A 25539-nucleotide genomic window follows, 5' to 3' on the forward strand; every position below is an offset into this window, starting at 1 on the left:
GTTATTTACCCCAACGGCAGTTTTACACCATAGCTTACATCGAGTCTATCCTGCTAATAGTATTAGAATTTATAAGCTTGTAAGCATAAGGGCATCCGTAAGTTATCTGTCAGTATCAATTGGACAATTCCCTTCAAGATACCGCGATTCTGGTGTGTCCAGGGGCGTGTCTTGAGGTATCATTTAACGCAGTTTTTTACGATGCACTGCCCTGCATCGCAGGCTTTTCTTCAGACCAGGATGATTCATGAACGACAAAATCAGTCAGGACACGATCAACAAAGCCCTGTGGGCCGCGTGTGATACGTTCCGTGGCACCATCAGTGCTGATACCTATAAAGACTTTATCCTTACCATGCTGTTCCTTAAGTACATTTCGGATGTCTGGCAGGATCATTACGATGAATATAAAAAACAGTATGGTGATGCACCAGAACTCATTGAAGCCATGATGGCGAATGAACGTTTCGTATTGCCGAAAAGCGCCAGTTTCTATGCGTTGTATGAACGTCGTCATGAACCGGGCAATGGTGAGCGCATCGACCAGGCTCTGCATGCGATTGAAGAAGCTAATGGCACCAAACTGAAAGACGCCGGGAAAAGCGTGTTCCAGGATATTTCGTTTAACACCGATCGCCTAGGTGAAGAAAAACAGAAGAACACCATCCTGCGCCAGCTGCTGGAAGACTTTGCGGGTGAAAATCTTAACTTGAAGCCGAGTCGTGTAGGTACGCTGGATGTCATTGGTAATGCTTACGAATATCTGATTAAAAACTTTGCCGCCAGCGGTGGGCAGAAAGCGGGGGAATTCTATACCCCGCCGGAAGTCTCAGACCTGATTGCTGAACTGCTCGATCCGCAGCCCAGTGATACCATCTGCGATCCGGCCTGTGGTTCCGGTTCGTTGTTGATGAAGTGCGGACGTAAAATTGTCTCCGGGCATGACAGCCGTAACTATGCCTTGTTCGGTCAGGAAGCGATTGGATCTACATGGTCGCTAGCGAAAATGAATATGTTCCTTCACGGCGAAGATAACCACAAAATCGAGTGGGGCGATACCATTCGTAACCCGAAACTGCTCGATAAAAATGGCGACCTGATGCTGTTTGATATCGTGACCGCTAACCCACCGTTCAGCCTGGATAAGTGGGGACATGACGAGGCCGAGAACGATAAGTTTGGGCGTTTCCGTCGCGGTGTACCGCCGAAGACTAAAGGGGATTACGCCTTTATCTCGCATATGATCGAAACCCTCAAACCGGGAACGGGTCGTATGGGCGTAGTGGTGCCACACGGTGTGCTGTTCCGTGGCTCCAGCGAAGGCAAAATTCGTCAGAAGCTGATTGATGAAAATCTGCTGGATGCCGTCATTGGCCTGCCTGAAAAACTGTTCTACGGTACGGGTATTCCCGCTGCGATTCTGATTTTCAAAAAGCAGAAAGTGGATGACCAGGTGCTGTTTATTGATGCCAGCCGCGAATTTAAGGCGGGCAAAAATCAGAACCAACTCAGCGCAGAAAATATCCAGAAGATCGTTAACACCTATCGTGAAGGCGATAACGTCGATAAATACGCCTATCTTGCCAGCCTGAAGGAAATTCAGGACAACGACTATAACCTCAATATCCCTCGCTATGTCGATACCTTCGAAGAAGAAGACGAGATCGACCTGCTGGCAGTACGTGCTGAGCGTGAGCAACTGAAAGCGGAACTGGCGAAGCTGGAAACAGAGATGGCAGGTTATCTGAAGGAGTTGGGTTATGGTGCCTAAGGGGTGGAAGTTAACCAGCCTTGGTGAGATATGTAATGGCAATCTCCAAACAGGCCCTTTTGGAAGCCAATTACATGCGCACGAATATGTTCCTGTTGGGATTCCAGTGTTGATGCCAAAGGATCTTATTGGCTGCCGAGCGAAACTTGCCGACGCTGCAAAAATAAATCAAAAAAAAGCACAAGAGCTTAAGAAGCATTTCTTGAAGACAGGAGATTTATTATTTAGCCGTAGAGGTGATGTAGCCCGATTTGCATTGATTGATGAAGAGTCTGAGGGTTCAATTTGCGGGACTGGTTGCCTTAAAGCTAGGCCAAGTGATAAGCATTCATCAGCATTTCTTGCCTATTTTCTTCAAAAAGACAGTATTAGGAAATGGCTTGAGCAAAATGCTGTTGGTCAAACAATGCCTAACATGAATACGGAAATTCTTAACGAGCTGCCTTTAATGGCTGCATCATCGAAGCAGGAGGAGGATCGAATCGCCCAAATCCTGTCAACCTGGGATAACGCGATTTCAGTAACGGAAAAGCTTCTCACCAACAGTCAGTTGCAGAAAAAAGCCCTGATGCAGCAATTACTTACTGGGAAGAAACGCTTGCTGAATGAGAATGGGGGCAGATTTATTGGGGAGTGGTGTACGTGCACTTTGTCTGAAGTAGCACATATTATTATGGGATCATCACCTAAATCCGAAGCCTACAACGATAATGGCTTAGGTTTGCCATTAATACAGGGTAATGCCGATATAAAGTGCCGAGTTTCATGTCCCAGAGTTTATACGTCTGACATTACGAAAGAATGTTCTCCTGGAGATATTCTTCTAAGTGTCAGGGCACCTGTAGGTACTGTTGCACTTTCTCAACATAAAGCATGTATAGGGCGTGGTATATCGGCTATAAAATCCAAGAGAAAAATGAGTCAATCATTTCTTTATCAATGGTTTCTTTGGTTTGAACCAAAATGGTGTTACCTATCACAAGGTAGCACATTTGAATCAATTAATAGTGATGATATAAAGACATTAAAATTATCAGTGCCCAATTTTGAAGAACAACAAAAAATCGCCACAGTCCTGTCCGCTGCCGACGACGAAATCGCCACGCTGGAGAAAAAACTCGCTTGCCTGAAAGACGAGAAAAAAGCCCTGATGCAGCAATTACTGACCGGTAAACGTCGGGTGAAAATCGATGAGGCTGTTGCTGCATGAAACTGACGAAAAGCGGGCCGCTGATTGACCGGGAAATCGACTGGCTGGAAGAGGTGTTGCTGAAATACGGCAATGATGACTCTGTACTCTGTTTCTCTGAGCTGGATGGCTTCCTGACGGCGGTTGTCTCTGGCCCGAATATGATCCCCCCTAATACCTGGCTCAGTGCTATCTGGGGTCGTGGTGACTACCACCCTCGCTGGACCACCGAAAAAGAGATGACGCGTTTTGTGGGGCTGTGTTTTAAGCATATGAACGATATCGCTGGCTGCCTGTATGAGGCCCCTGAACAGTTTGAACCGATTTTCAATGGACGTGAGGTGAAGGGGAAGACATATACCATCGTCGAAGAGTGGTGTTTCGGGTATATGAAAGGCCGGTCTCTGGATGACTGGTCAGCCTTGCCAGAGGCCTTACGTCCCTCGCTGGAGGCGATAGCCCTTCATGGTATCGAAAAGAACTTCCCAGTGGTTGAGAAAATGTCACCTGTTCAATTTGAACAGAGTATTACTCTCATTCAGCCTGCGGCACTGGCGCTTTACCAGCACTGGTTGTCGGTGAGAATGTCAGAGGCATCATCCCGGCCTGTTCCCGTGAAGGGGGCAGAAAAACTGCCCGGTCGTAATGACCCGTGTCAGTGTGGCAGTGGTAAAAAATTTAAAAAGTGCTGCCTGCACTGACAAAGCGGAAGGGGGCTTGCTCATGGCAGTGAACAATCTGGATCGTTCCCGGTGGTACATGGGAAATGTTCTCTGGTTCGGAGGCTACAACAGCAAAACGGATCGGGAGAATAACTTTGGCTTTCTCTTATCAGAGAATGGTAATGAGCTGTTTTTTCATAAGAATGAGATAAGCCGGAACTATACACCCGCTGACAATGCACCGGTGCTGTTCAGGGAAGGTATAGGTAAAAATGGTAAGCCTACGGCTTTTAATGTTCACATTCTTGATAAAACAGATGAGGAGACGGCTGAGCTCCTTATTGAATATCTCCGGGCTATTATTGAGGAGGGCGTTGATTTCGCTCGTTGGCGTTATCGTGACTGCGTTATTAATTTTCTCACTCAGTCCTTTGGCGAAAGGGCTATAATTCGGTTAGTTACCAGTGATATAGCTGCTACAAAAGTCTTGCCGCTATTTTTAAAATCACGTAACTACGATAACCAGTTTGCACTTTTCGCTTCTGATAAGAATTTTGATGATTTGACCGCACAACAAATATCTCCTGCGGTCATGCCTTCGTCATTTATCGATAATAACATTGATCAGTTCGCTGTTTGGGTGAAAAGGTGTTCTGCGGCTACGGATTGCCAGGGGGCTTCAACATCGGACATCATCAATGAATTACTCAGCCATATATCTATAAGTGCTATTCTCTACCTGGCATTTTACGATTGTATAAGTAGCGAGCGGATTCTTGAACATCGGCATGATGATATAGAGAATTTTGTTCGACGTAGTTTCACGAAAAATAAAATGGATATACAACCATTTGTCCGTGATGCCTATCAGCAGAAATTCTCATCGAGAGAGCAATTTTATAAACATTCCGTGATTAGTCCTTTTATCAATACGTATTTGATTAAACAGAAGATGTTCAGGAAAGATTTCAGTTTTGTTAATGATATCGAGTCGAATACTGAAATTTCTTCTGATCCTGAATACTTCATTCTGAGTAAATTGTTACCGTTGCTTGGGCGCAACGATGAACAGTCCGTTCTGAGTATTATTCTGCATGAGATATGGCACGGAGTCTTGTCGGGTAAAATTCCGGTAAATCATCCTTCTGTTTTCAAATTGTTCCCACAATGTAGTTCATTACAAATTCGTTTCCCAAGTTTAGAATTATCCTGTGAGGCGTTTCACTGGAATGCAAAACAACCTGACGGAACGATAGAGAAAAAATTCCTTTGTCGTTCGAAAATCTGCCATGATCCGCAGGTACTACCCGACCTCAGTCGGGATTACATCGACTTCACTATTTATGACTGGCTTGCCCACTATGGCATGATCTATCTGATTGCAGGCGAACCTTCTAAGCGGGATTTCCCAATTAAACTGGCCGGGTATTTCAACCGTATCAGAGAATTACATTCCCGCTTGCATTGCCGAAGTTGTGGGGTGCTGATGGTTCCAGATATGAAATATGCTCGTGTCGAAGTCAGCGTCTGGGATACAAAGTCGAAAGGATTTGTGAAACAACCTTTCCAGGCCGCGTATCGCCTGACCGTCTTTAAATGTGCCAGTCATTCCTGCGAACAGTTTGGTATCGAGCATTACATTAATCATTGTATTGGTTACAAATGCAGCGAAATAATTGACGCCAGGGATTTGCATGAAAAATGTTCAGAAGGACGATTTATTTGTGCATCCTGTGGTTCCTGCTGTACGACGCATCAGGAGAAATTTGGTAATGTAAACAAGGGCGAAACAGAACAGGTCAAGTACAATCGCCTTTATCGGGACTCGCCGTTCTTTTCATCATAAGTCTTCGTTCATTTTGAGTATGTCCGTACGGACATACAGTTTCACCTCTTAGCCAAGAAGGATTACCGGGTGGATAAGCACTACCAACCTAAATTCCAGGAAGAATACAGCGCCAAAATTCCGGCACTGACGTTACTGACCAGCCTCGGCTGGACGTTTTTATCTCCGAAACAGATTATGGATTACCGGGGCTATAAACAGGATGAGGTGGTGCTGCGTCCGGTTCTGCGTGAAGAGCTGTCGAAGCGTTCCTTTATGGCGGGTGGCAAAACCTGCCAGTTATCGGAAAAAGCACTGGATAACCTGATATCACAGGTCTGTTCTCCGGCGCTCAATGAAGGGCTGCTCAAAGCCAATGAACGGATGTATAACCATCTGCTCTACGGTATCGCCGTCACGGAGTTTGTCGATGGCAAGAAGGTCAACCCCACCATTGCGCTGATCGACTGGGAACATCCGGAAAATAACCAGTTCCATTTTACTGAAGAATTTACGGTATTGCGGTCAGGTGGTGTTGAAACCCGGAGGCCAGATATTGTCTGCTTTGTTAATGGTATCCCGCTGGCTGTTATTGAAGCGAAAAGCCCGGCTGGTCATGGCAAGAAAGGGCCAACCATTGACGAGGGGATATCCCAGAGTATCCGCAACCAATTCAACGATGAAATCCCGCAGCTGTTTGTCTACAGCCAGATATTACTGTCGATTAACGGTCATGACGGGCGCTACGGTACATGCCATACGCCAATGAAATTCTGGGCAGCATGGCGCGAAGAAGATATTACCGATCCGCAGATGTATGCGCTGCGCAACCATCAGTTATCGACTGAACAAATTCATGCGTTGTTTGATCATCGTCCTTCAGTCGATCTCAAATGGTATCAACAGTTAATCGATGGGGGGGAACTGGCAGTCAGCGGGCAGGATAAGCTGCTCATCAGTCTGCTTTCACCGGAACGTCTGCTGGAGATGACCCGCTTCTTCACCCTGTTTGATAAAAAAACCGGAAAAATTGTTGCCCGCTATCAGCAGGTGTTCGGGATAAAAAGACTGCTGGAACGCATCAGTACCCGCAGACCAGACGGGGGCAGGGAAGGTGGGGTGATCTGGCATACCACGGGGTCAGGTAAATCTTACACCATGGTATTCCTCAGCAAGGCGCTGATTCTTCATGACAGCCTGAAGCTGTGTCGTATTGTGGTGGTGACGGACCGCGTGGACCTTGAAGGGCAGCTCAGCGGCACTTTTGTCTCTGGTGGCGAACTGGCAGGGAAGGATGATAAGGCCAAAGCGATGGCGACCTCAGGTCAGAAGCTGGCACAGCAGATTGGCTCTGGTAAAGAACGCATCATTTTCACCCTTATCCAGAAATTTAATTCAGCGACAAAATTGCCTGAATGCGTCAACACCAGCCCCGACATCATCGTTCTGATTGATGAAGGACACCGTAGCCAGGGTGGTGAGAACCATGTGCGAATGAAACTGGCACTGCCGAACGCCGCCTTTGTGGCATTTACTGGTACGCCATTGCTAAAAGAAGATAAGACCACCAATAAATTCGGACCGATTGTCCACGCTTATACCATGCAGCGAGCGGTAGAAGATAAAGCCGTTACACCTTTGCTGTATGAAGAACGTATTCCCGACCTTGAGGTTAACGATCGGGCAATAGATGCCTGGTTTGATCGTATTACCGATGGGTTAAGCGAAGCGCAAAAAGCCGACCTTAAGCGTAAATATGCCCGTAAAGGTGAGGTTTATAGTGCAGATGATCGCATCCGGCTGATTGCATTAGATATCGCCATGCACTTCTCGAAGAAAATTGATGAGGGGCTGAAAGGCCAACTTGCCTGCGACAGCAAGATTTCCGCCATCAAATATAAAAAGTATCTTGATGAAGCCGGGTTGTTTGAGTCAGCAGTAGTTATCAGCCCGCCGGATACCCGGGAAGGGAATACCGAAGTGGATGAAAGCAAACTGCCGGAAGTGACGAAATGGTGGAAGGATAATGTCGGCACGCAGGATGAGTCCGCGTATACCCGCAATATCATCAGTCGTTTCGATACCGATGATAAGCTCAAATTGCTGATTGTTGTTGATAAACTTCTCACCGGGTTTGATGAACCGAAAAATACCGTGCTGTATATCGACAAGCCGCTTAAGTCCCACAACCTTATCCAGGCGATTGCCAGGGTAAACCGTCTGCATCCACTGAAAAAGTTTGGCCTGCTGATTGATTATCGCGGCATTCTGGCTGAACTGGACACGACGATCGGTAAATATCAGGATCTCGCCTCCCGAACCCAGGGAGGATACGACATCAAGGATATTGACGGGTTGTACAGCGCCATGAGTTCTGAATATAAACGTCTGCCGCATCTGTATAACCAGCTGTGGGCCATATTTGCCGGTGTTAAAAACAAAAATGATACTGAGCAGTTACGTGCAGTACTGGTGCCTAAAATGGAAGAACGTGACGGAGAGATGGTCGATATCCATCAGAAAACCCGTGATGATTTCTTCGAGGCGTTAACAGCCTTTGCCGGATGCCTGAAAGTGGCACTGCAGTCCGCCACCTTCTTCACCGACAAGAGCTTTACGGAACAAGACCGAAATCTCTATAAAGAAACCGTAAAACAGATGTCCAGCCTTCGCCAGTGGGCGATGCAGGTAAGTGGAGAGCAGGTCAATTATGACGACTACGCTGAGCAGGTGAAAAAACTGCTGGATAAGCATGTCACCGGCGTTGAGGTTCGTGAACCGGATGGCGTGTATGAAGTCGGTAAAATGGGCAAGAGCGAAAAGCCCGAAGAGTGGGACAACAATAAAACCCGCAATGAAACCGACATCATTAAAACCCGTGTGACAAAGATGATTGAGCAGGAGCTGCGTGATGACCCGTATGCTCAGGAGGCCTTTTCCAGACTCCTGCGTATGGCAATCGAAGAGGCTGAAAAACTGTTCGACCATCCACTGAAGCAGTACCTCTTATTCCGTGAGTTTGAAGAGCAGGTTGAAGCCCGTAAGCTCAGTGATATCCCGGATGCACTAGCGGTAAACAAACATGCTCAGGCATATTACGGCGTATTTAAAAAAGAGCTGCCTGAGGTTTTTGCGGTCAACGACGTTCAGGTGCAGGAGAAGTGGACGAAGCTGGCTTTTGAAGTGGACAATATCATCGTCAAAGCAGTGGCAGAAAACTCCCTGAACACTCAGGATATCGAGAAAGCAGTCAAGACAAATCTCTTACCGCTGCTGTTTACGGCCTGCCGGGAAATAGGGGCCGGAATGAACCAGGTAAACCGTATTGTGGAAACTATCATCCAGATACTGCGCGTTGGTTTGATGAAATCATGAGTGAAAAAGAGTCGCCAGCAATGAAAGTTATACGCATTGTCTATGGTGATGAGGTCATCGTCGTACAGTGTGTTCCGCGTCAGGTCGTTAAGGGCAGGGTGCTCATCAAGGTGCATCCGGACTGCCGGGTTGTGGCCTCTGTACCACCAGAAACACCTGAGCACGAGGTATTGTCTGCGCTGAAAAAACGAGGGCGCTGGATATACCAGCAACTGCGTGATTTCAGGGAGCAACAGACACACATTGTTCCGCGTCAGTATGTCAGTGGAGAAAGCCATTACTATCTTGGTAAGCAGTATCAGTTGAAAGTGACAGAAGACGCTACTGTTCCGCAACGAGTGAAAATGTTGCGTGGGCGGCTGGAAGTTACTGTCAGACACAAATCGGCAGAAAAAGTAAAAGCGTTGCTGACCGAATGGTATCGGGAACGTGCCAGAGATGTCTTTCAACGCAGGCTTGATTCACTAATACCGCAGACCCTTTGGGTTAGTGAGCGTCCGCCGATACGTTTGCGAGCGATGCAAACGCAATGGGGAAACTGTTCTGCGAAAGGTTGTCTGACCCTGAATCCATGGCTGGTTAAGGCATCCTCAGAATGTATCGATTATGTCTTGCTACATGAGTTATGCCATGTGGCTGAGCACAACCACAGCGAAGAGTTTTACCGTCTGATGGGGCAGGTCATGCCGGGGTGGGAAAAGGTAAAGAAGCGACTGGATGGGATGGCGGCGATGTTGTTGACTGATATGTGATTTTGGGGCTTATTCTAATTTAGAAACTAATCGGGGAAGTTATGTATTCAGTATCAAAGTATGTTTTTTATACCACTCTGATTCTTTATGTCCTGACATTACTAACTGTCAGCTATGTTGGTGTCTATTTAACTTATGTGGCTATTCCGGTGATTGTTGTTTCTGGATTATTAATGAAACTTCTCGGTAAAAGAAAGAGTAAATCAGGAGAAGTATCAAATGTTGTAGCCAGGGTGCTCAATGATACAAATGTCGGGCTGGAACGTTTTAATGAAGGCATGCACTGGTTCAATGAGAAAAACAGGATCATAAATGAAAAAACAAAACCTCTTAACGAACAAATTCATGCAATAAGAATGAAAATGATTGAGCCGGAGGTAAAGTTAAAATATGAAAGTGACCCTGAAAAAAGAAAAACACTTAATGCTTTAATTGAAAGTATGGAAAAAGATATCAGGATTATAGAATCCCAGAAAGATGAAATTAAAATGGCGATAGAGATAGATATTGCCCGCAAGAGGATTAATGAATAATGTTTGAGTTTTCTGCATGGATATTGATTAACAGTGACAGTTTTCGGTGATGCTGCCAACTTACTGATTTAGTGTATGATGGTGTTTTTGAGGTGCTCCAGTGGCTTCTGTTTCTATCAGCTGTCCCTCCCGTTCAGCTACTGACGGGGTGGTGCGTAACGGCAAAAGCACTGCCGGACATCAGCGCTATCTCTGCTCTCACTGCCGTAAAACATGGCAACTGCAGTTCACTTACACCGCTTCTCAACCCGGTACGCACAAGAAAATCATTGATATGGCCATGAATGGCGTTGGATGCCGGGCAACCGCCCGCATTATGGGCGTTGGCCTCAACACGATTTTCCGCCATTTAAAAAACTCAGGCCGCAGTCGGTAACCTCGCGCATACAGCCGGGCAGTGACGTCATCGTCTGCGCGGAAATGGACGAACAGTGGGGATACGTCGGGGCTAAATCGCGCCAGCGCTGGCTGTTTTACGCGTATGACAGGCTCCGGAAGACGGTTGTTGCGCACGTATTCGGTGAACGCACTATGGCGACGCTGGCCAGTTTTTGTTGACCACTTCATACCGCAGGAGACATGATGGAGAGCATTAATAATCAAGTGCAGTCGGTACGCCAGTTGCTGGCCATTCCCCAACTGGCCATCCCAAGCTATCAGCGACCTTACCGCTGGGGCTCCAAGAATATCTCGGATCTCTTTACCGATTTGGCAACCCATCAGGACAAGAGCGCCTACCGGCTGGGCTCGGTGGTGTTTCATCAGCACACCGATAGTGAGCAGGGCGAGATGCTTGATATCGTCGATGGTCAGCAACGCACCCTGACCCTGATGTTGACCGTCAAGGCGCTGATCGAGGTGCTGGATAACGAAAATCGCAGTGGCAAAGAGAAGAGTATCCGGTTTCAACGTCAGGATCTGCGTGAGCAATTGCAGGTCTTGCGTGGACCTATCGATGCGTTTATGCAGCGCCAGCGCTTCCCCAGCCGGGATTCGGAGTTCAACCTCAGACGCAACTATCTGGAGTTGCGTCGGCTGGTGGCCCGCCCTGAGTTTGACGAGCAGCAAATTGACTTTCTGCTCAACCGCTGTCAGGTGGTCTGCTTTGTACTGCAGGATATCTCGGAGGCGTTCCAGTTCTTCGATTCGCAAAATGCCCGGGGGCGCGATCTGGCTCCTCACGATCTGCTCAAGGCATTTCACCTGCGCGAGTTTGCCGGTCATGAGGCCAATCTCAAGGCCGAGGCGGTCGCCCATTGGGAGCGCCTGCCAAGCGACGAGCTGGCCAATCTGTTCGCCCTCTATCTCTATCGGGTACGCCAGTGGGCCGAGGGCAAGTCGGCCCGCTACTTTGGCAAGGGGGAGGTGGATCTCTTCAAGGGGGTCAACCTAGATCGGGTAGGGCATTATCCTTACGTGGAGTCGCTGCGCATCGCCCACCACTTTGTCGATGAGTACAACAGCCAGTACCAGCGCAAGATTGACGGCCAGTACATGACGTTTCCCTTTCATCTCGACCAGATGATCATCAATGGTCGGCGCTTTTTCGAGATGGCCGAGTACTACCAGACGCGGGTGGCCGCCATCGTGGCCGAGGAGTCTGATTCCGGCAAGGCGCAATCTGCCACCCTGCTCGGCGAAACGCTGACACCGATGGCCAGCAAGGTGCTATCGACCCTGGGCAGCTACGAGCGTCGCCACCGCACCGGGGATCGTTATGTGCGGGCCATGTTCGACTGCGCCCTGATCTTCTATATCGACAAGTTCGGCAGCCAAGGGCTGTCACTGGCCATCGAGAAGTGCTTTATCTGGGCCTATCGCTGCCGCATCCGCCAGCAGGTAGTGCAGTTGGCAACCATGGATAACTATGTGCTGGAGCACAATCTGATCCGTGCCATTCGTGATGCTCGTCTGCCGGGAGATCTGCACGGCTTCCCTTTGCCTAGCATGAGCAGTCGAGAGAACAAGAACAATCGCAATGGTGCCGAAGATGAGCTGGTCGGGCTGTTTCGGGAGATGAAATATTATGAATGATGCAGGCGTTCGCCCCTTTTCCATTCGTGCACTGCTTGAAGATCGCGCCCGCTATCTGGTGCCCATGTACCAGCGCAACTATGCCTGGGGTGAGGGAGAGATCACCCAGCTGCTGCAGGATGTGCTGGATTATCAGCAAAAATTGGTCAGTGGTAAGGGGCCGCAAACCTACTATATCGGCACCCTGGTGGTGTTTGCCCGGGACGATGGCAGTTTCGAGGTAATCGATGGCCAGCAGCGCTTTACTACCCTCTCTCTGCTGGCCAATTGGCTCAAACATCACGCGATAGATTCGGTGGATATGAGCTGGTATCAGACCATCAACCTCGCTTTTGAGAGTCGCCCGATATCGAGCCATACCTTCGAGCGCTTATGGCAGGGTGTTGCCCCCTACGATTTGCGGGGGAGTACCTTCAATGAAGGTTTGGTGAACGGTTTTGAGCTGATTGGCAAGGCAATGGCGGATCTTGGTTTGGTAGGGGCTAAACTGACGGCCTTTTGCGACTACCTCTTCAAGCATGTGCAGATCTCTCGTATCGAAGTACCCAAGGATACCGATCTCAATCACTTCTTCGAGGCGATGAACAATCGCGGCGAGCAGTTGGAAAAGCATGAAGTGATCAAGGCGCGGCTGATGGAGACGCTGAACCAGATACCCGAGGAAGAGCATCGTCGCCAAAGTATTCATATCCTGACCCGGGTATGGGATGCCTGCGCCAATATGGAGCGCTATATCCAGTACGGCTTTACCCCGCAAGAGCGCCACCGTCTGTTTGGTGAGAGCGACTGGGGTCAGTTTGTGCCCCGTGATTTTGCCCATCTGCTTGATCTGCTAGGATCCCCAAACACGGCCGACGCTGCCGATAAAAGCCGTGCAGCTGCCGGTAGCCAAGGGCGCACCTTGTTGGCCATTTTGCAGGATGACAAGCTTGATGGTGAGCAGACGGTGGAGGAGGAGAGCGCAGGCTCCGAGCGCTTTAACAGCGTCATCAACTTCTCCAACTTCTTGCTCCATGTGCTGCGACTCGTGAGCCGCGACCCGGGTGATACGGAGGGGGTGCCGCTTGATGATAAACAACTGGTCGATCAGTTTGAGCTGCGAGTGATAAGGCAACCGGATCCAGTAGCGGCAGTTCAGCGTTTTATCTATGGCCTGTTAAAGAGCAAGTATCTGTTTGATCAGTTCATCATCAAGCGCGAGTTTGCCGATGGCAAGGATAGTTGGAGTCTGAAGCGGCTGCACTGGTATTCGGAAAAGAGCGTCAGTTACATCAATACCTTTGACAAGGATGAAAATGAGAATGGTTTCTCTGGTGTTAACCGGCGGGTCCTGATGTTGCTGTCGGCGTTTCATGTGTCGACCCCGACCCTGGTTTACAAACATTGGCTGAATGGTGCACTGAGATATCTGTTCGACAATTGTCACCCTGATCAACCGGTGGATGCCGGGGCTTATCTGTCCTATCTGGAGAGTCAGGCTCGCCGCTTTGTCTTCCAGCGCTTTTTGGCGCCTGGTGAAGGGGCTTCCTATTACCAGATGCTCTACCTTGATAACGCCCTGTTGCCCGCCATGAATGTGGATGAGAGTTGGCACAAGGTGATTACATCCAAACTTCGCTTCGGTCATATCGAGAACAACTTTGTCTTCAACTTCCTCGACTATCTGCTGTGGGTACGAGATCGGAATAGCGACAAAGTTGCTGGCCCCTTTGAGTTCACTTTCCGCAGCTCGGTGGAGCACTTCTCACCCCAGCATCCGATGGATGGCTATAAACCGGTTGAGCAGAGTGCACTCCATTCGTTTGGCAACCTTTGCCTTATCAGCCACAGCAAGAACTCGCGCTTGAGTAACTTCCAGCCGCAACAGAAGCAGGAGCACTTTGAAGCAAGCCTTGCCAATAACCAGACTGATAGTCTTAAATTGCTTGCTATGATTCGGCTGATGAAAGATAAAGGTCGTTGGCTGGAAGATGAGATAGCTGTGCATCAACAAGATATGTTGCAGGTCTTACTATCCAATCAAATTCAGCAATAACGGATTGAATCTGTTTATGAAATTTGGCTGCTATCAACTAATGGGCGTTAAGTTGATTGTATGATCTGATTGATAAAGAAGGGGAGACTAAAAATCTCCTCTTCTTTGCAGCAGTTTACTGCGGTCTTTTTGTGATGCATCAGCATAAAACGTTTTACTTGTGGACCCTAAGAAATGGAGAACATTATGTCGACTGTAGATACCTCTACAGCAGAGGAACTCAATCAAGGAGGCTCAGATTTTATTCTGACTTCCCTCGAGGCTATGCGTAAGAAGTTATTGGACCTTACGTCTCGAAATCGACTTTTGAATTTCCCTATCACTCAAAAAGGGTCTTCACTACGTATTGTTGATGAATTACCAGAACAGCTTTATGAAACCCTTTGCTCGGAAATCCCGATGGAATTTGCTCCTGTGCCCGATCCAACTAGAGCGCAGCTGTTAGAGCATGGCTATCTCAAAGTTGGGCCAGATGGTAAAGATATACAGTTAAGAGCTCATCCTAGCGCTAAGGATTGGGCGCACGTCTTAGGAATCCGTACAGATTTTGATTTACCAGATAGCCATAAAACGGTTGTTTCTGATTCAGATAGAGAGTTGCTGGAAAAAGCCCATCAGTTTATCTTGCAATATGCCCAAGGCCAGAATGGAAAATTAACAGGGATTCGTTCTGAATACGTTAATCAAGGTATAGCTTTGTCAGCGTTGAAGGAGGCGTGCTGCTTAGCAGGCTATGAAGGGCTTGAGGATTTTGAACGACAGGCAAAGGCTGGGAATGAGATTAGTATATCTTCTTCCAATCCCTCTCATGACGATAATCGGATACAGGCTCTGCTTTATCCAAATGAACTGGAAGCTTGTTTGCGCGCCATCTATGGTAAGGCTCAAACTGCCTTGGAGGAGAGTGGCGCCAACATCTTGTATTTGGCGTTAGGGTTCCTTGAGTGGTATGAAAGCGATTCCTCTGAAAAGGCACGTTATGCACCGTTATTTACAATTCCGGTGAGATGTGAACGAGGAAAATTAGATCCGAAGGATGGTCTTTACAAGTTTCAACTTTATTACACGGGTGAAGATATTTTGCCCAATCTCTCTTTGAAGGAAAAACTTCAGGCTGACTTTGGCCTCGCTCTTCCTTTGTTCAATGAAGAGGAAACTCCAGAGTCTTATTTTGCTTCGGTGAAGAAGGTTGTAGAGCAGCACAAACCTAAATGGTCTGTGAAACGTTATGGTGCACTTAGCTTGCTCAATTTTGGCAAGATGATGATGTATCTTGACCTCGATCCTGCCCGCTGGCCTTGTGACAAGCGCAATATATTGTCTCATGAAGTAATTCGTCGCTTTTTCACCAGTCAGAGCTGTGGTCAAGAGAATTCCGGCTTACCTGGTGGCTTCGGTCAGCATGAGTACTGCATCGATAGTTACCCTGATATTCATGACAAGGTTCCACTAATCGATGATGCGGATAGCTCGCAGCACAGTGCGTTGATCGATGCTATCCGTGGTCAAAACTTAGTCATTGAGGGCCCTCCTGGTAGTGGCAAATCACAAACGATCACCAACTTGATTGCAGCAGCTCTGCTCAACGGTAAGAAAGTCCTGTTTGTGGCAGAGAAGATGGCTGCACTGGAGGTCGTCAAACGTCGCTTGGATCGTGCGGGGCTAGGTCAATTTTGCTTAGAGTTGCACAGTCATAAAACTCATAAGCGCAAGGTGCTGGATGATATTAATGCTCGCTTGGTGAGTCAGGCGACCATGCCTACTATGGAAGAGATTGATGCTCAGATTTTGCGTTATGAAGATCTTAAGCAGCAGCTCAATGAATATGCCGCATTGATCAATAACCAATGGGCGCAAACAGGCAAAACGATCCATCAGATTTTGAGTGGTGCAACCCGTTATCGTCACAAATTAGATATTGATGCAACAGCACTTCATATCGAAAACCTTTCCGGGAAGCAGTTGGATAAAGTGACCCAATTACGGCTGCGTGACCAAATAGTAGAGTTTAGCCGCATCTACAAAGAGGTTCGTGAGCAGGTGGGGGCTAATGCAGAAATATATGAGCACCCTTGGAGCGGTGTGAATAACACACAAATTCAATTGTTTGACAGCGCTCGTATAGTCGATTTGCTACAAACTTGGCAGACATCAATTATCGACTTTCAACATAGCTATCAAGAATATGTAGATAAGTGGGCGTTAGAAGGCGAAAGCCTTAATACGCTTCAATATATTGAGCAATTGGTAGAAGATCAGTCGAATCTTCCAGTGTTGTGTGGTTCAGAGCATTTCCCAGCACTTAGTGAGCTAGATTCACCCGATGCCATTGCACGGGTGCGTCACTATTTATATAGGTTCGAGTTGCTACAAGGTCATTATGTGGCCTTGAGCCAGGTTATCGAGCCTCAAAAGCTACGACTTTTAGAACAAGGACAATCGTGTGACTTTCCTCGTGAAGAGCTGGAAAAATATGGTGCAGCAGAGGATTTCACTTTACGTGATTTGGTCAGGTGGCTTGAATCCATCCAATCAATTCATGATGAGTTATCATCTATTTATGCGCAATTAAACGATTTCAAAAATGCTTTGCCAGATGGTATTGCTTCGTATATCGATGATTCGCAAGCTGGATTGCTATTCTGCTCTGGGTTGTTGTCGATTCTGGGTGCTTTACCGACTGAGCTTATTAGAGTTCGAGATCCTCTTTTTGATGATGATGATATCGATGCAGTATTGCGCGACTTAATGTGTCAAATCGAAACATTGCGTCCTTTAAGAGATGGTCTATCTACTTTGTATCAATTGGACCAGTTGCCTTCCCAAGAGATGCTCGCGCATGCCGTTGCTGTTATCCAGCAAGGGGGATTATTTGCATGGTTTAAGAGTGATTGGCGTAGTGCCAAGGCACTGCTCATGGCGCAATCTCGTAAGCCTGACACTAAGTTTGCTGAGTTAAAACGCTGCTCAGCTGATTTGCTCAAGTATTCGGAGCTGTTACAACGGTTTGAACAAAGTGACTTTGGTAATCAACTTGGTAATGCATTCCGAGGGTTGGACACCGACTGTGAACAACTCATGTTATTGCGTGATTGGTACAAGAAGGTCCGAGCTTGTTACGGGATAGGTTTTGGAAAGCGAGTTGCGATAGGCTCTGGATTATTTAACCTAGATGGTGAGATTATCAAAGGTGTGCATTTAATCGAGAAATCGCAGATTAGCTCAAGATTAATGACTTTGGTTAAACGGGTCGAGCACGAGGCTAAGTTATTACCGCGTATTTCTAGCTTGTTGGAAGAACATGCATCTTGGTTAGGTGAGCAAGGTGTATTGATGCAATCTTACCGACAGGTGCGGAATACTCTCATTGCCTTGCAGGGATGGTTTATCAATCCAGATATATCATTAGAGCAGATGACTCATTCCTCCGAGATTTTGCAAAACATAAACGATCTTCAGATATCCCTTGAAAATGACTCGTTACAGTTAGGGGCGTTTTTACAATTAACCCCATTGGCTTGCGGTGCGTATAAAAATAATCAACTGACGTTAGACACTATTAACGACACGCTGAATTTTGCCGAGCAACTGGTTGATAAGATAAATTGCGTATCCTTGGCTACCCAGATCAGACATTTGGCTAGTGGTAGTGATTACGATTTACTATGTCGTGATGGTGGGGAAATAGTTTCGAAATGGAATGAACAGATTAAAAATGCTGAGTTATATGCGCTAGAAACAAAGTTAGAGCGGAGTCAGTGGCTCAAGTCGACTGATGGTTCTCTTAATACATTAATCGAGCGCAACGAAAGAGCAATACAGCAACCCCGTTGGTTGAACGGGTGGGTTAACTTTATTCGTTGTTACGAGCAGATGCATGAAAATGGATTGCAGCGAATCTGGAGTGCTGTACTTGCGGGCTCGCTCCCGATTGAAAAAGTTGAATTGGGTTTAGCATTAGCAATTCATGACCAGCTGGCGCGGGAGGTTATTCACATCCACCCTGAATTGATGAGAGTTTCCGGCTCACAGCGCAATGCTTTGCAGAAGTCATTTAAAGATTACGACAAAAAACTGATTGAATTACAACGTCAGCGGATTGCAGCAAAAATTGCTTGCCGAAATATACCAGAAGGGAATTCTGGTGGTAAGAAAAGTGAATATACAGAACTAGCTTTGATCAAAAATGAGTTGGGTAAAAAAACCAGACATATTCCAATTAGGCAATTGGTTAACCGTGCATGTAATGCGCTGGTTGCAATTAAACCTTGTTTCATGATGGGGCCAATGTCAGCAGCTCATTACCTAGAACCTGGACGAATGGAATTTGATCTGGTGGTGATGGACGAAGCGTCTCAGGTGAAGCCAGAGGATGCATTGGGTGTCATCGCGAGGGGCAAGCAACTAGTGGTCGTTGGTGACCCGAAACAGCTACCACCAACCAGTTTCTTTGATCGAAGTGCCGACGGAGAAGATGACGATGATGCCGCGGCTTTAAGTGATACTGACAGCATTTTGGATGCTGCTTTGCCACTGTTTCCTATGAGACGTTTGCGTTGGCACTATCGTTCACGACATGAAAAGTTGATTGCATACTCTAACCGCCATTTTTATAACAGTGATTTGGTGATATTCCCTTCCCCAAATGCTGAGTCTCCAGAGTATGGGATTAAATTTACCTATGTGTCAAAAGGTAGGTTCTCCAATCAACACAATATTGAAGAAGCCCAAGCAGTTGCTGAGGCCGTACTTCATCATGCGCAACACCGGCCGGGTGAGTCACTCGGGGTAGTGGCCATGAGTTCCAAGCAACGCGATCAAATTGAGCGCGCTATCGATGAATTGCGCCGAAATCGCCCTGAATTTAACGATGCAATCGATGGCTTATATGCCATGGAAGAGCCACTTTTTGTGAAAAACCTTGAGAACGTTCAAGGGGATGAGCGTGATGTAATCTTTATTTCCTTTACCTATGGACCTTCTGAGCATGGTGGAAAGGTTTATCAACGCTTTGGACCTATCAATTCCGATGTTGGCTGGCGTCGCTTGAATGTGCTTTTCACTCGATCAAAAAAACGGATGCATGTGTTTAGTTCAATGCGTTCTGAAGATGTATTGACGAGTGAAACCAGTAAACTTGGTGTTATTTCGTTGAAAGGTTTTTTACAGTTTGCCGAAAGTGGCAAACTAGATTCCCTCACAACGCATACCGGCAGGGCTCCAGATAGTGACTTTGAGGTTGCTGTAATGGAAGCACTCAATCACGCTGGGTTTGAGTGTGAACCTCAGGTAGGGGTTGCAGGATTCTTTATTGATCTAGCTGTGAAAGATCCAGGTTGTCCTGGCCGTTACTTAATGGGCATAGAGTGTGATGGTGCGGCTTATCACTCAGCTAAATCTGCTCGTGATCGTGACCGTTTGCGTCAAGAGGTTCTGGAGCGTTTGGGTTGGAGAATTAGCCGCATTTGGTCCACTGATTGGTTCAGTAATCCTGATGAGGTTCTATCTCCGATTATCCGTAAACTCCATGAGCTTAAAACATTGGCTCCAGACGTTGTTGTACCTTCCTATGAATATGTAGAAACGATTGAGTCAAGCGCTGAAGTGGCGTCTGACTCAATTGATTCTCTTATGCCCAATTTGGGGCTTAAGGAGCAACTTAAGTATTTTGCCACACATGTCATTGAGGTTGAGCTTCCTAATGTTGATGCTGATCGTCGTTTGTTGCGGCCCGCAATGCTTGAGGCTTTGCTGGAACATCAGCCTTTATCACGTTCCGAGTTTGTTGAACGAATACCTCATTATCTGCGGCAAGCAACAGATGTATACGAAGCGCAACGCTTTCTTGACCGAGTCTTGGCATTAATTGATGGCGCAGAGGCTGAAGCGAATGATGCAGCGTTTGAGTCTGAATTGGCATAATTAGTTAAAGGTAATAAGAACAGTGACAACTGTCGGACAACGTGAACGCGCAACTCAACAGCGCGTAGTCAGGTTTTTTATTGAGGAATTGGGCTATCGTTATCTAGGCGATTGGCACACGCGTCCTAACAACCGTAATGTTGAGCCTGATTTGCTCAGTCATTGGTTGATTGACCGTGGTGTTGTGGACTGACCCCACGCCCGTAGACAAATTCTGTCCTCACGACGAGGCCTGTTCGAAGGCCTCCGGACTGACGCCGCCGAGGTGACTGTGGCGCCGGGCCCGGTTGTAGAACACTTCAATGTAATCGAAGATATCCGCCCGGGCTAGATCCCGGGTTTTGTATATTCTCTTCCTGATGCGCTCTTTTTTCAGTGAACTGAAGAACGATTCGGCCACCGCATTATCCCAGCAGTTGCCACGCCGGCTCATGCTCGGGACCAGGTTATTAGCCCGGCAGAAGCGCTGCCAGTCGTCACTGCCGTACTGGCTTCCCTGGTCTGAGTGCACGATGACCTCGCCGTCGGGTTTACGTCGCCAGACCGCCATCATCAGTGCATCCAGCGCCAGTTCGCGTGAGAGAGTGGGCTTCATCGACCAGCCCACCACGTTACGGGCGAAGAGATCGATAACCACCGCCAGATACAGCCAGCCCTGCCAGGTGCGGATATAAGTAATGTCGGTGACCCAGACCTGATTGGCCCGGACAACAGTAAACTGCCGCTGCACGCGATTAGGGGCAACCACTGAAGGTCTGCCAGCGATACGACGCGGCGCTTTATAGCCGCGCACGGCTTTAATCCGGTTCAGTTGCATAATACGGCCCACCCGGTTTTTACCGTAGGTTTCCCCGATTTCGTTCAGGTCGCCATGAACCCGCCGGTAACCGTATACGCCTCCGCTCAGTGAATAGGAGTCACGGATAAGCGTCAGCAGACGCTGATTATCTTTATCACGTGCCGAGACCGGGTTATGCAGCCACGCGTAGAACCCGGCCCGGGCGACATCCAGTACCCGACACATTGTCATCACACCCCATACAGTGCGGTGCTCATTGATAAAGCGGTACTTCAGTCGGGCTCCCTTGCAAAGTACCGCGCGGCCTTTTTCAGGATATCCCGTTCTTCTTCGGTACGTTTTAGCTGCGCCCGTAGTTTCAGGATCTCGCTTTTGGCTTCCAGTAAATCCCGGGCATGCTGCTCGCTGTTATCCGGTTTGATAGCCCGTAGCCACTTGTAGAGGCTGTGGGCAGAAACGCCCAGACGGTCAGATACTTCGGCAACGGAATAACCGCGTTCCGTTATCTGTCGGGCGGCTTCTTCCTTAAATTCAGGTGTAAATCGTGGTGTGCCCATATGCCCCCCCTATACTCAAACTATAGGGCAGGATCGTCTACCGGGGTGGGGTCAGTCCATTACTAACTGACAGTTGTACCGAATACTGAGGGCAGGTCAAGCGCTTTAGCTTGTGTGGCAACAACCTCCTTTACAGGACCAGGTAGACGATTACCCTGTGCTGTTTCTGTGCTCAACGCAATCTACGGCTATCCATTTTCTGCCAGTGGTTGCAAAGACGACCATTCAACGTCAGCAAAGTTTCGCAATGCACTGCTATGTAACTCATTGATCCTACGTAGAATTTAAAATCCCTCGGCGTTCGCGCTGTGTGGGTTCAAGTCCCACTCCGGCTACCATGGGAAAAGTAGAATAAAATCAATGATAAGCAGTGTCGTATAAACCACCGAAAGGTGGTTTTTTATTGCCTAATTTTCGCCATTCGCCATTCTTTCGCCATTCAGCTTCACCACAAAAAGAGGGCATTACTGCCCTCCGACTACCGGAACTATAGGAATTTTTCTATCATAACGTGCTGTCTGTGACGCGTTTTTATGACCAGCGATTCCCTGTTTTTCGTTAAGCGTTCCTTCCAGATCCGATCTCCCTTTAGATTTGCTGCTACGAAGTTCTGATGAATCCCCTAATGATTTTGGTAAAAATCATTAAGTTAAGGTGGATACACATCTTGTCATATGATCAAATGGTTTCGCGAAAAATCAATAATCAGACAACAAGATGTGCGAACTCGATATTTTACACGACTCTCTTTACCAATTCTGCCCCGAATTACACTTAAAACGACTCAACAGCTTAACGTTGGCTTGCCACGCATTACTTGACTGTAAAACTCTCACTCTTACCGAACTTGGCCGTAACCTGCCAACCAAAGCGAGAACAAAACATAACATCAAACGAATCGACCGATTGTTAGGTAATCGTCACCTCCACAAAGAGCGACTCGCTGTATACCGTTGGCATGCTAGCTTTATCTGTTCGGGCAATACGATGCCCATTGTACTTGTTGACTGGTCTGATATTCGTGAGCAAAAACGACTTATGGTATTGCGAGCTTCAGTCGCACTACACGGTCGTTCTGTTACTCTTTATGAGAAAGCGTTCCCGCTTTCAGAGCAATGTTCAAAGAAAGCTCATGACCAATTTCTAGCCGACCTTGCGAGCATTCTACCGAGTAACACCACACCGCTCATTGTCAGTGATGCTGGCTTTAAAGTGCCATGGTATAAATCCGTTGAGAAGCTGGGTTGGTACTGGTTAAGTCGAGTAAGAGGAAAAGTACAATATGCAGACCTAGGAGCGGAAAACTGGAAACCTATCAGCAACTTACATGATATGTCATCTAGTCACTCAAAGACTTTAGGCTATAAGAGGCTGACTAAAAGCAATCCAATCTCATGCCAAATTCTATTGTATAAATCTCGCTCTAAAGGCCGAAAAAATCAGCGCTCGACACGGACTCATTGTCACCACCCGTCACCTAAAATCTACTCAGCGTCGGCAAAGGAGCCATGGGTTCTAGCAACTAACTTACCTGTTGAAATTCGAACACCCAAACAACTTGTTAATATCTATTCGAAGCGAATGCAGATTGAAGAAACCTTCCGAGACTTGAAAAGTCCTGCCTACGGACTAGGCCTACGCCATAGCCGAACGAGCAGCTCAGAGCGTTTTGATATCATGCTGCTAATCGCCCTGATGCTTCAACTAACATGTTGGCTTGCGGGCGTTCATGCTCAGAAACAAGGTTGGGACAAGCACTTCCAGGCTAACACAGTCAGAAATCGAAACGTACTCTCAACAGTTCGCTTAGGCATGGAAGTTTTGCGGCATTCTGGCTACACAATAACAAGGGAAGACTTACTCGTGGCTGCAACCCTACTAGCTCAAAATTTATTCACACATGGTTACGCTTTGGGGAAATTATGAGGGGATCTCTCAGTACGAAGTTAGGTTATGGTAATAACGAGGCTGACTTAGTCTATGGCGTCGTTGATCTCTCTTTATCGGCATATGGTGCGGGCAGAAAAGTTTTGGGTCCCAGAGAGAGGTCTTGGAGTTTATTCCACGATTATATCAGAGGTTGGCAAGAGGCTTTTAAAACCGCAATGGCGCTGGATTTGACCAGTGGGAGTATTACGGGGTGGCAGATGTACCAGATAGCAAAAGAGAATTGATTATGTCTCAAGAGTTAGAATTTTCGCTTCATCCACCTGTTTGGCCTGCCGTGGCCTATTTCATTGTATCTATTGCAATTTTTCTCTTGCTTTATCTCGGCAAACTAAAAGTTAACAGGCTGCATAAATACCCGCTATTTATCGCGTATAGGGTGTTTGTAATCGCTATTGCAGCCGTTCAGATAAACATCTTTGCCAATGGCTACGAGTTTGTCAGCAGCTTTTTGCATATAGATTTTGACCCCTATCGCTATGACTCGGTATATTGGGGCTCATTGTTTTTCTCCATAATTTACTTGCTGGCATTGCCCCGGAACAAGTTTTAGCATAATGAAATTTTCATTTAAGGGACGCTATGTCTTTACCGCCATTGTATGCACTGCGTGCGTTTGAAGTTGCTGCGCGGTTGAACTCCTTCAGTAAAGCCGCTGAAACGCTCAATATTACGCCGGGCGCGGTCAGCAGACATGTCCGTACCCTTGAACTGTGGTTCGACTGCGAGCTTTTCAAAAGGCAAGGTCCTCGCGTGGAGGTCACTGAAGCCGGGCGAGTGCTTGCCGGACAGCTGAACGAAAGCTTCACGAGCATTGAATGGGCCTGCCGGGCATTTCGCAGTGAAAACCATCTGCTGCGGTTAAAAACACCCAGCACCCTGACCATGAGATGGCTTCTCGACGTGCTGCGATCTTTTCGCAACAACCATCCAAAACCGCAGGTGGAGATTGCCAGCGTCTGGATGGACATTGACACCGTTGATTTCAATCTTGAGCCATACGACTGCGCCATCCTTCTCGGTAATGGCCGTTTTGGTGAGACAACGGAAAGCCAGCTGCTTTTTCATGAATGGCTTATCCCGGTTTGCACCCCATCGCTTATCGAACCGGCCCGGCAGCAGCTTTCGCAATGCGATTTGATCCATCCTTCACCGGACAGACGTGACTGGCGGCGCTGGCTGCGAAGAACAGGATTGTTTCCGGGGCTCGATATGAGCAGCGGCATGGTGTTTGATACCCTTGAACAGGGAAGTATCGCCGCGATGAACGGGCACGGCATCGCTATCGCCGACCTGCATCTCACGCTTGATGCCCTGAAAAGCGGCCTGCTGGGCCTGCCGTTCAGGGAAGCTATCGCGACGGGAGATGGTTACTACCTCGTCTGGCCAAAAAATTCGCTCAAAAGAGAGAGCATCCAGCACCTTCTGGGCTGGCTGCAAAACCATACCCCGGTCGTTCCGGCTCTGGATATCGATTACCTTGAAAACGATGAAAGCCGGGTTTATTAATACCGTTATGAGTAAGAGATGTTTGCCATCTTTTTATAGCGTTCTGGCAAAGCGCTGTTCAGGCTGAGTACCTTATCCAGAATATAAAATGCTGGCGTGTTTTTCTGCTGCTCAGCGTCAATAATTGCACCGCGTAATATCGTGGCGGCAGACGAAATCCTGTGAAAATATTCTTCAGTCTCGGGCGTCTGTAATTCACCCGACGTGGCGTAGCGCACGTGCGGCCAGCCGGAGAAGTCGAGCAGCGGAAGGGGCTTTCCTGCTTCAGGATGACAGGCTGAAATCAGCGCAGCCGCTTGCTTAGGGTCGCGATGGGCAACGGACAGCATGTATACGCGCTGCGAAAACGGTGACAGAGCCTCTGAGTGATGTTTCGTCGCCATAAGCATGGCCATAAAATCCTGTAAATCATCGGCTGAATCGGTGTCAGGTGGTAATACAGTTTTCATTAACTGATATAACGCATCAAGTGTCATATTTGCCCCGGATCCTCTTATCATTATTATTCAGTTTGCGGCTGAACGTTTTATCGACCCGCGCAAAGGCGGGTCGTAAAGATGATATTTGAATGCGGTCGCATCAGAAAAACGATTAATAATGGCAATCACTGTGAGTTTTTCTCACTATAG

16 protein-coding genes and 2 pseudogenes are annotated in these 25539 nt (G+C 47.6%); 15 read left to right on the plus strand and 3 right to left on the minus strand.

The window, feature by feature from the left end; genetic code table 11:
• The first annotated feature begins 247 nt into the window (after positions 1 to 247).
• The 11 genes and pseudogenes from SK51_RS13030 (at position 248) to hhe (ending at position 20098) form a co-directional block, all read left to right on the plus strand.
• On the plus strand, positions 248 to 1771 hold the full coding sequence (locus SK51_RS13030; protein ID WP_048206752.1) for a type I restriction-modification system subunit M: 1524 nt from the start codon (positions 248 to 250) through the stop codon (positions 1769 to 1771).
• Entirely contained in the window at positions 1761 to 2981 is a 1221-nt protein-coding gene (locus tag SK51_RS13035; RefSeq protein WP_048206753.1) for a restriction endonuclease subunit S, read from the plus strand. The genes SK51_RS13030 and SK51_RS13035 overlap by 11 nt, the downstream gene beginning before the upstream one ends.
• Positions 2978 to 3661 (plus strand): YecA/YgfB family protein, encoded by a 684-nt coding sequence (locus SK51_RS13040; RefSeq protein WP_048206754.1) that lies wholly within the window; start codon positions 2978 to 2980, stop codon positions 3659 to 3661. Before SK51_RS13035 ends, SK51_RS13040 begins: the two co-directional genes overlap by 4 nt.
• Positions 3662 to 3683: 22 nt before the next feature.
• Positions 3684 to 5468 (plus strand): cold shock domain-containing protein, encoded by a 1785-nt coding sequence (locus SK51_RS13045; RefSeq protein WP_048206755.1) that lies wholly within the window; start codon positions 3684 to 3686, stop codon positions 5466 to 5468.
• 69 nt (positions 5469 to 5537) lie between these two features.
• Positions 5538 to 8822, plus strand: a complete 3285-nt coding sequence (locus tag SK51_RS13050) for a type I restriction endonuclease subunit R (protein WP_048206756.1) — start codon at positions 5538 to 5540, stop codon at positions 8820 to 8822.
• The gene (locus tag SK51_RS13055; protein WP_048206757.1) at positions 8819 to 9574 is read left to right on the plus strand and encodes a M48 family metallopeptidase; all 756 of its coding nucleotides are present in this window, start codon (positions 8819 to 8821) and stop codon (positions 9572 to 9574) included. Before SK51_RS13050 ends, SK51_RS13055 begins: the two co-directional genes overlap by 4 nt.
• 173 nt (positions 9575 to 9747) lie before the next feature.
• Positions 9748 to 10107, plus strand: coding sequence for a hypothetical protein (locus SK51_RS13060; protein WP_029404312.1), 360 nt, complete (start codon positions 9748 to 9750; stop codon positions 10105 to 10107).
• A gap of 100 nt (positions 10108 to 10207) precedes the next feature.
• Positions 10208 to 10650, plus strand: a pseudogene (locus SK51_RS24970) (IS1 family transposase); the annotation flags it as partial.
• Between the two features lie 39 nt (positions 10651 to 10689).
• Positions 10690 to 12141, plus strand: a complete 1452-nt coding sequence (locus SK51_RS13070) for a DUF262 domain-containing protein (protein ID WP_000443938.1) — start codon at positions 10690 to 10692, stop codon at positions 12139 to 12141.
• Positions 12134 to 14176: a DUF262 domain-containing protein gene (locus SK51_RS13075; RefSeq protein ID WP_048206758.1), complete on the plus strand. Its 2043-nt coding sequence runs from the start codon at positions 12134 to 12136 to the stop codon at positions 14174 to 14176. The genes SK51_RS13070 and SK51_RS13075 overlap by 8 nt, the downstream gene beginning before the upstream one ends.
• Before the next feature lie 186 nt (positions 14177 to 14362).
• Positions 14363 to 20098: a DUF4011 domain-containing anti-phage protein Hhe gene (gene hhe, locus SK51_RS13080; protein ID WP_048206760.1), complete on the plus strand. Its 5736-nt coding sequence runs from the start codon at positions 14363 to 14365 to the stop codon at positions 20096 to 20098.
• Between the two features lie 220 nt (positions 20099 to 20318).
• Here hhe and SK51_RS13085 read toward each other — a convergent pair.
• Both SK51_RS13085 and SK51_RS25615 read right to left on the minus strand, forming a co-directional pair.
• A protein-coding gene (locus tag SK51_RS13085; RefSeq protein ID WP_226876691.1) for an IS3 family transposase occupies positions 20319 to 21454 on the minus strand; the annotation gives its coding sequence in 2 pieces (ribosomal slippage) (positions 20319 to 21208 and positions 21208 to 21454; 1137 coding nt in all).
• Between the two features lie 464 nt (positions 21455 to 21918).
• Positions 21919 to 22050: pseudogene (locus tag SK51_RS25615) on the minus strand (integrase); the annotation flags it as partial.
• Positions 22051 to 22171: 121 nt separating this feature from the next.
• On the opposite strand from SK51_RS25615, the gene SK51_RS24235 reads away from it, so the two are divergent.
• From SK51_RS24235 to SK51_RS13105, 4 genes are read left to right on the plus strand one after another with little or no spacing between them, the layout of a single operon-like run.
• A complete protein-coding gene (locus SK51_RS24235) occupies positions 22172 to 23380 on the plus strand; it encodes an IS4-like element ISVsa5 family transposase (RefSeq protein WP_001339197.1) in 1209 nt (402 codons plus the stop codon).
• Entirely contained in the window at positions 23377 to 23628 is a 252-nt protein-coding gene (locus SK51_RS13095) for a DUF4225 domain-containing protein (protein ID WP_230679792.1), read from the plus strand. Before SK51_RS24235 ends, SK51_RS13095 begins: the two co-directional genes overlap by 4 nt.
• A gap of 2 nt (positions 23629 to 23630) precedes the next feature.
• On the plus strand, positions 23631 to 23954 hold the full coding sequence (locus SK51_RS13100) for a hypothetical protein (protein ID WP_023306512.1): 324 nt from the start codon (positions 23631 to 23633) through the stop codon (positions 23952 to 23954).
• A gap of 29 nt (positions 23955 to 23983) precedes the next feature.
• A complete protein-coding gene (locus SK51_RS13105; protein ID WP_023306511.1) occupies positions 23984 to 24910 on the plus strand; it encodes a LysR substrate-binding domain-containing protein in 927 nt (308 codons plus the stop codon).
• Positions 24911 to 24915: 5 nt separating this feature from the next.
• Here SK51_RS13105 and SK51_RS13110 read toward each other — a convergent pair whose 3' ends face one another.
• Positions 24916 to 25386 (minus strand): hypothetical protein, encoded by a 471-nt coding sequence (locus tag SK51_RS13110; protein WP_023306510.1) that lies wholly within the window; start codon positions 25384 to 25386, stop codon positions 24916 to 24918.
• Positions 25387 to 25539: the final 153 nt, after the last annotated feature.

The organism is Enterobacter sp. MGH85, assembly GCF_001037655.1.
Lineage (GTDB): Bacteria > Pseudomonadota > Gammaproteobacteria > Enterobacterales > Enterobacteriaceae > Enterobacter > Enterobacter intestinihominis.

Excerpts from the sequence above, each read along its gene's own strand:
- SK51_RS13030 (WP_048206752.1), top strand. The coding sequence starts at position 248 with ATGAACGACAAAATCAGTCAGGACACGATCAACAAAGCCCTGTGGGCC.
- SK51_RS13035 (WP_048206753.1), top strand. The coding sequence starts at position 1,761 with ATGGTGCCTAAGGGGTGGAAGTTAACCAGCCTTGGTGAGATATGTAAT.
- SK51_RS13040 (WP_048206754.1), top strand. The coding sequence starts at position 2,978 with ATGAAACTGACGAAAAGCGGGCCGCTGATTGACCGGGAAATCGACTGG.
- SK51_RS13045 (WP_048206755.1), top strand. The coding sequence starts at position 3,684 with ATGGCAGTGAACAATCTGGATCGTTCCCGGTGGTACATGGGAAATGTT.
- SK51_RS13055 (WP_048206757.1), top strand. The coding sequence starts at position 8,819 with ATGAGTGAAAAAGAGTCGCCAGCAATGAAAGTTATACGCATTGTCTAT.
- SK51_RS13060 (WP_029404312.1), top strand. The coding sequence starts at position 9,748 with ATGAAACTTCTCGGTAAAAGAAAGAGTAAATCAGGAGAAGTATCAAAT.
- SK51_RS13070 (WP_000443938.1), top strand. The coding sequence starts at position 10,690 with ATGGAGAGCATTAATAATCAAGTGCAGTCGGTACGCCAGTTGCTGGCC.
- SK51_RS13075 (WP_048206758.1), top strand. The coding sequence starts at position 12,134 with ATGAATGATGCAGGCGTTCGCCCCTTTTCCATTCGTGCACTGCTTGAA.
- hhe (WP_048206760.1), top strand. The coding sequence starts at position 14,363 with ATGTCGACTGTAGATACCTCTACAGCAGAGGAACTCAATCAAGGAGGC.
- SK51_RS24235 (WP_001339197.1), top strand. The coding sequence starts at position 22,172 with ATGTGCGAACTCGATATTTTACACGACTCTCTTTACCAATTCTGCCCC.
- SK51_RS13095 (WP_230679792.1), top strand. The coding sequence starts at position 23,377 with ATGAGGGGATCTCTCAGTACGAAGTTAGGTTATGGTAATAACGAGGCT.
- SK51_RS13100 (WP_023306512.1), top strand. The coding sequence starts at position 23,631 with ATGTCTCAAGAGTTAGAATTTTCGCTTCATCCACCTGTTTGGCCTGCC.
- SK51_RS13105 (WP_023306511.1), top strand. The coding sequence starts at position 23,984 with ATGTCTTTACCGCCATTGTATGCACTGCGTGCGTTTGAAGTTGCTGCG.
- SK51_RS13110 (WP_023306510.1), bottom strand. The coding sequence starts at position 25,386 with ATGACACTTGATGCGTTATATCAGTTAATGAAAACTGTATTACCACCT.